We start from the raw sequence: 5,960 nt of genomic DNA, 5'->3' as shown, positions 1-5,960 counted from the left end.
CGGCGGGGTCATGTAGCTGGCCAGTTCGATATCATCGTAGCCAATCACCGCCATATCGTCAGGAATACGCAATCCCGCCTGGTACAACGCCTTATACGCCCCAAACGCCATGGCATCATTGCCAATAAAGACGGCCTGCGGGCGCGGTGTCTGCGCCAGCAATGTCTGCATCGCCTCGAAACCGCCCTGAAATTCAAAATCGCCGGTTATACGGTAACCCTCCGGAACCGCGAGTCCCGCCCGAGCCATCGCGGAAAGGTACCCCTCCAGACGTAGCCGCGCCGGGGTTTTATCCAGCGGACCAGTAATGCAGGCGATGCGGGTATGGCCTTTGTCGATCAGATACTGGGTTGCCATATCTCCGCCCAGCAGGGAGTTATCCTGAATCAGATCGCTGGTCCCGTCGAACGGCGCCCAGTCCATCATCACCGTGGGGATAGACGGATAACGCTGAATAATCTCTTTCGAGGGTTGATGCGTTTCGGTACACAGCAGCAGTAACCCGTCGACGCGTTTTTGCATCAGCGTCTCCAGATTACGGTTCATGCGCTGCTCATCCCCTTCGGTATTGCACAGCACCAGACTGTAGCCGCGTTCGAAGCAGCTGCGTTCCACCCCGCGGACAAGTTCAGAATAAAAGGGATTCGTACTGGCGGTGATCAGCATGCCAATGGTGCGCGTCTGGTTGAGCTTCAGGCTGCGGGCCAGCGCAGACGGCGCATAGTTAAGATCTTTCACTGCGGCTTCGACTTTCTCCCGAATCGCCTCGCTGACAAAGCGATCGTTATTAATGACGTGGGAGACTGTCGACGTAGAAACGCCCGCCAGGCGGGCGACATCTTTCATTGTGGCCAAGCGTTACCCCTGCTGACTTAAGAATTCATCGATCTCTTTACGCCACGGAACGGAGGGCTGGGCACCTTTGCGCGTGACGGCGATAGCCGCAGCAGCATGCGCAAAGCGGATAGCATCATCCATTCCCTTTCCTTCCAGCAGCGCTGTCACCAATGCTCCGTTAAACGTATCGCCTGCCGCGATGGTGTCAATCGCCTTGACCTTAAAGCCCGGCACGCGACGGCCTTCGCCGTTTACGCTTGCCCACACGCCGCGGCTACCGAGGGTAATGATAACGGTGCCGATGCCTTTATCGTGCAGCGCTTTCGCGGCACGTGCTGCGTCATCATCATTTTCAACACGAATGCCCGTCAGTTTTTCCGCTTCGGTTTCGTTCGGTGTAATGATGTCCACCCGCGCCAGCAGTTCGTCTGATAATACACGGGCAGGCGCAGGATTAAGTACGACAGTGGTATGATTTTGATGCGCAATGTCAGCGGCCGCCAGTACGCTTTCTACGGGCGATTCCAGCTGCATCAGTAACGCGTCGGCATTAGCGATAAGCTCACGCTGTGCTTCAACGCGGTCCGTCGTAAGACGGGCATTCGCGCCTGCATGAATACCGATGACATTCTCACCTTCCGCGTTGACGAAAATCAGCGCCACGCCGGTCGATTCCCCTGCAACAACGCTGACTGGCGCAACATCGATGTTATCGCTGGCGAGCTGTTTACGCACGCGCTCACCGGTATCGTCATCACCCGTGCAGGCGATAAACGCGATATTTGCCCCACTGCGTCCTGCTGCAACCGCCTGGTTGGCACCTTTACCGCCAAATGCCACCTGATAATGGTTGCCGGTGACGGTTTCGCCCGGCGTCGGGAAGGATTCAAGGTTAAGAATGTGATCGGCATTGATACTGCCAAGGACGACGAGGTTGCCTGCGGTTTTCATGGTTGAGCTGTCCATCTGAGAGCGCCACCGGTGTTACCCGGTGGCGTATGCCACACTTTTCTTTATTGGTGTCCCTCAGGCAGCCAGCGACTGCCTGAATCGCCTTTTTACTGCTTGATGACCAGTTTCAGGTCAACTGGATATTTAGCCTGAACTTTTTCGCCCTTCAGCACTTTGTCAGCAGTCTGCACGCCAGTCGCGCCGATCTGCTCAGGCAGCTGAGCGATGGTCGCCGCCAGTTTGCCATCATTTACCGCTTTTTCACCATCTGGTGTGCCGTCAAATCCGACAACCATCACATCAGATTTACCTGCAGTCTGCAGGGCACGCAGCGCGCCGAGCGCCATTTCGTCGTTCTGTGCGAACACCGCCTGCACGTCTGGGTGCGCGGTCAGCAGGTTCTGCATGACGTTCAGACCTTTAGTACGGTCGAAGTCAGCAGGCTGGCTGGCCAGGACGTTAAATTTGTGAGCCGCAACCGCCTGCTGGAAACCTTCGCCACGTTCGCGGGCTGCGGACGTACCGGCAATACCCTGCAGTTCGATAACTTTCGCGCCTTCACCTGCTTTCTTCGCGATGTAGTCACCCGCGATTTTACCGCCCAGCACGTTATCAGACGCAATGTGGCTCACAACGTCGCCTTTCGTTGCCTGACGGTCCAGGGTGATCACCGGGATCTTCGCCTGGTTTGCCATCTTCACGGCGTTACCCACCGCGTCAGAATCGGTTGGGTTGATCAGCAGAATTTTGGTGCCGCGAACGGTTAAGTCCTGCACGTTAGCCAGCTCTTTCGCCGGGTTGTTCTGTGAATCCAGCACCACCAGGTTGTAGCCCAGTTTGTCGGCTTCTTTCTGTGCGCCATCCTTCAGGGAGACGAAGAACGGGTTGTTCAGCGTGGAGATAACCAGCGCGATGGTGTCTTTCGCCATAGCGTTAGCACTTACGGTTGCGCTCAGCGCGACAGCAGAAACCAGGGTAGCCAGTTTTTTCATGTTCATATCTAAGATGTCCTGTAGTGTCGTCAGTTACTGTTTTTTGTTGTCTACCAGGACCGCCAGCAAAATCACCACTGCTTTAACGATCATCTGGTAATAGGAGGAAACACCTAACAAATTCAAACCATTATTCAGGAAACCGAGAATCAGTGCGCCGATCAATGTCCCAACAATGCGACCTTTACCGCCCGCAAGACTCGTACCGCCCAGAACCACTGCCGCAATGGCATCCAGCTCATACCCCGTACCCGCCGTTGGCTGCGCGGAAGAGAGGCGCGCCACTTCGATGATGCCCGCCAGAGAGGCCAGCAAACCGCACAGTGAGTAAACGATAATTTTAACTTTGTTGACGCTGATACCGGACAGACGCGTTGCCGCTTCGTTACCGCCCAGTGCATAAATATAGCGGCCCAGACGCGTGTGGTGCAGCATGTACCACGCCGCCAGGAAGACGATGGCCATGATCCAGACCGGCGTCGGGATACCCAGCGGGCGACCGATACCGAACCAGCCAAACAGATCGGCGTTGTCCGTAAAGCCGGTGTTAACCGGGCTGCCGTTGGTATACACCATGGTGACACCGCGCAGCAGCAGCATCATGACCAGCGTCGCAATAAACGCCTGAACACGACCTTTCGCCACAATAACCCCGGTGACAGCACCAATTGCCGCACCCAGCGCCAGCGCAGCGGCAACGGCCACCAGCGCGTTGACCTCAATCCCGACGATTGAAGCAGCAACCGCACCGGTGAGCGCCAGCAGGGAACCGACGGACAGATCGATACCCGATGTCAGGATCACCAGCGTCATCCCGACCGCCATAATGGCGTTCACGGAGGTCTGCTGAAGAATGTTGAACAGGTTATTAACGGTGAAGAAATTGGGGCTCATGGTCGACACAATCGCGATCAGCACCAGCAGGGCAATCAGCGATTTTTGTTCCATCAGCCATGCCTTTGTGAAATAACGGCGACCAGAAACAGCCTGGGTAGTCATCTTCTTACTCCTGATTCACGCGATTAAGCTTGCCCACAGCGGCAGCCATCAGAACTTCCTGGGTGGCCTGCTCGCGAGTGAATTCACCGCCGAGATGCCCTTCATGCATGACGATAATGCGATCGCTCATGCCTAATACCTCTGGCATCTCGGAAGAGACCAGAATGATGCTCAGACCGTCGGCCTTGAACTGGTTAATCAGCTGATAGATCTCTTTTTTAGCCCCTACGTCCACGCCGCGGGTAGGTTCATCAAGGATCAACACTTTCGGGCGCGTCATCAGCCCGCGTGCAATCGCCACTTTCTGTTGATTACCGCCGGACAGCAGGCCAATCGCCTGTTCCATCGAGGGGGTTTTCACATTAAAGAGGCGGATAAAATCGCTGACTGCCTGCTGTTCATCTTTATGTTTCAGGCTGCCGCCGCTGCGGCTGAAATAGCGCAGGGCGGTAAGAGACATGTTCTCTTTCACCGACATGCCCAGCACTAAGCCGTCGCGCTTACGGTCTTCAGAGATATAAACAATACCATTCGCCAGGCCATCCTGCGGAGAGCGCGTCACCACTTCATGCCCGTCGAGAGTGACATAACCGCTGGATCGCGGCAGCGCACCGTACAGCACTTTCATCAGCTCGGTACGGCCGGCGCCCATTAGCCCTGCCACGCCAAGAATTTCCCCTTTGCGCAGGGTAAAGGAGACATTGTCCACGCCCGGGCCACAGAGATTATCCACCTTCAGGCGGATTTCACCCGGTGCTTTGTCGAGGTGCGGGTATTGATCTTCGAGCTTGCGTCCCACCATCATTTCGATAAGCGTATCTTCCGTCAGCGATGCCACTTCACGCTCGGCAATAAACTGCCCGTCGCGGAAGACGGTAACGTCGTCGCAGATCTCGAAAATCTCTTTCATACGGTGAGAGATATAGACAATTCCACGTCCCTGCGATTTCAGCTCGCGGATGACGCGGAACAGGGATTCGGTTTCGGTATCGGTCAGGGCGTCCGTCGGTTCATCCATAATGATGACCTTCGACTCAAAGCTCAGCACTTTCGCGATCTCCACCATCTGCTGGTCGCCAATGGAGAGTTCGCCCACCAGGCGGTCGCTTTTGAAGCGCAGGTTCAGCTTCGCCAGTAGCTTATCCGCTTCGGCATACATCGTTTTCCAGTCAATTTTGCCAAACCGGTTAACAAATTCGCGGCCAAGGAAGATGTTCTCCGCAATAGTGAGCTGCGGGATCAGGTTCAGTTCCTGGTGAATAATGCCGATCCCCGCTTCCTGCGAGGCTTTTGGACCACTGAAGGTGGTCTCTTTACCCAGCCACAAAAGTGAACCGGCATCGCGTTGATAGATACCGGTCAGCACTTTCATCATGGTGGATTTGCCGGCGCCATTCTCGCCCACCAGCGCCATTACGCGTCCGGCATAAACGTTCAGCGCCGCGCCAGAAAGGGCTTTTACGCCCGGGAACGATTTATCGATCCCTTTAAGTTGCAGTAATGCGTCCATGATGGCCTCAGAAGGTGACGCCAGCACAGAGAATGATATTCGCATACGGGGAACACTCCCCGCTGCGAATCACCGCCTGACTGTCTGCGGTTTGTTGTTTGAACTGTTCGTGCGTTGTGTAACGAATTTCTATGGTGTTTCCCTGGTGTTGTTGCAGTTGCTCAATGTGATTGAGCAACGTTTCGTGGAGTTGCGGATTATGTTGTTTAATTTCCGTCGCGAGAATGACCGCCTCAACCTGCATCTCCGCGGTCACTACATCCAGTACCTGCATAAACGAGGGCACGCCCTGCGTTAACGCCATATCAATACGGGTTGTGTTGCGCGGAACCGGTAAGCCTGCATCGCAAACCACCAGCGTATCGGTATGCCCAAGACGGGAAATAACCGACGAGATTTCTGAGTTGAGAACCGTGCCTTTCTTCATTTTCTTGCTCCACTAGCGAAACGTTTCGCTGAAATCAGTTTAGTCTCAAGAGTGCTCAGAAAACCACCATGACGTAACAGAATTGTGATCGGTGTCGAAACGTTTCGCTAAGTGAAATGAGACGTAAATTTTGGCGGGAATATTGAGTATGAGTAGGCCGGGTAAGCGAAGGGTATGAACCGGAAACATGGGTGACACTTTAGACCGGATACATGGGTAACAGTTATAACTGGCATAGAAGAGG

6 protein-coding genes are annotated in these 5,960 nt (G+C 54.9%); all 6 read right to left on the bottom strand.

What is annotated here, in order from left to right:
- The coding region (rbsR, locus tag AX755_RS17830; RefSeq protein ID WP_231883367.1) for a ribose operon transcriptional repressor RbsR at positions 1-855 on the bottom strand (855 nt) is incomplete at its 3' end.
- A gap of 3 nt (positions 856-858) precedes the next feature.
- Positions 859-1,788: a ribokinase gene (gene rbsK, locus AX755_RS17825; protein WP_038982504.1), complete on the bottom strand. Its 930-nt coding sequence runs from the start codon at positions 1,786-1,788 to the stop codon at positions 859-861.
- Between the two features lie 107 nt (positions 1,789-1,895).
- Positions 1,896-2,786: a ribose ABC transporter substrate-binding protein RbsB gene (rbsB, locus tag AX755_RS17820; RefSeq protein ID WP_013099394.1), complete on the bottom strand. Its 891-nt coding sequence runs from the start codon at positions 2,784-2,786 to the stop codon at positions 1,896-1,898.
- A 27-nt stretch (positions 2,787-2,813) separates the two neighbouring features.
- On the bottom strand, positions 2,814-3,779 hold the full coding sequence (gene rbsC, locus AX755_RS17815) for a ribose ABC transporter permease (protein ID WP_029883505.1): 966 nt from the start codon (positions 3,777-3,779) through the stop codon (positions 2,814-2,816).
- A gap of 4 nt (positions 3,780-3,783) precedes the next feature.
- On the bottom strand, positions 3,784-5,289 hold the full coding sequence (gene rbsA, locus AX755_RS17810; protein WP_020690258.1) for a ribose ABC transporter ATP-binding protein RbsA: 1,506 nt from the start codon (positions 5,287-5,289) through the stop codon (positions 3,784-3,786).
- A gap of 7 nt (positions 5,290-5,296) precedes the next feature.
- Positions 5,297-5,716, bottom strand: a complete 420-nt coding sequence (gene rbsD / locus AX755_RS17805) for a D-ribose pyranase (RefSeq protein ID WP_062857180.1) — start codon at positions 5,714-5,716, stop codon at positions 5,297-5,299.
- Positions 5,717-5,960: the final 244 nt, after the last annotated feature.

Origin of the sequence: Enterobacter sp. SENG-6, from assembly GCF_001605945.1 — a bacterium.
GTDB classification, from domain to species: Bacteria; Pseudomonadota; Gammaproteobacteria; order Enterobacterales; family Enterobacteriaceae; genus Enterobacter; species Enterobacter cloacae.
Note: the sequence above shows the minus strand (reverse complement) of the source record. Positions and strands in the feature narration are given on the sequence as shown.

Excerpts from the sequence above, each read along its gene's own strand:
- rbsD (WP_062857180.1), bottom strand. The coding sequence starts at position 5,716 with ATGAAGAAAGGCACGGTTCTCAACTCAGAAATCTCGTCGGTTATTTCC.
- rbsB (WP_013099394.1), bottom strand. The coding sequence starts at position 2,786 with ATGAACATGAAAAAACTGGCTACCCTGGTTTCTGCTGTCGCGCTGAGC.
- rbsK (WP_038982504.1), bottom strand. The coding sequence starts at position 1,788 with ATGAAAACCGCAGGCAACCTCGTCGTCCTTGGCAGTATCAATGCCGAT.
- rbsC (WP_029883505.1), bottom strand. The coding sequence starts at position 3,779 with ATGACTACCCAGGCTGTTTCTGGTCGCCGTTATTTCACAAAGGCATGG.
- rbsA (WP_020690258.1), bottom strand. The coding sequence starts at position 5,289 with ATGGACGCATTACTGCAACTTAAAGGGATCGATAAATCGTTCCCGGGC.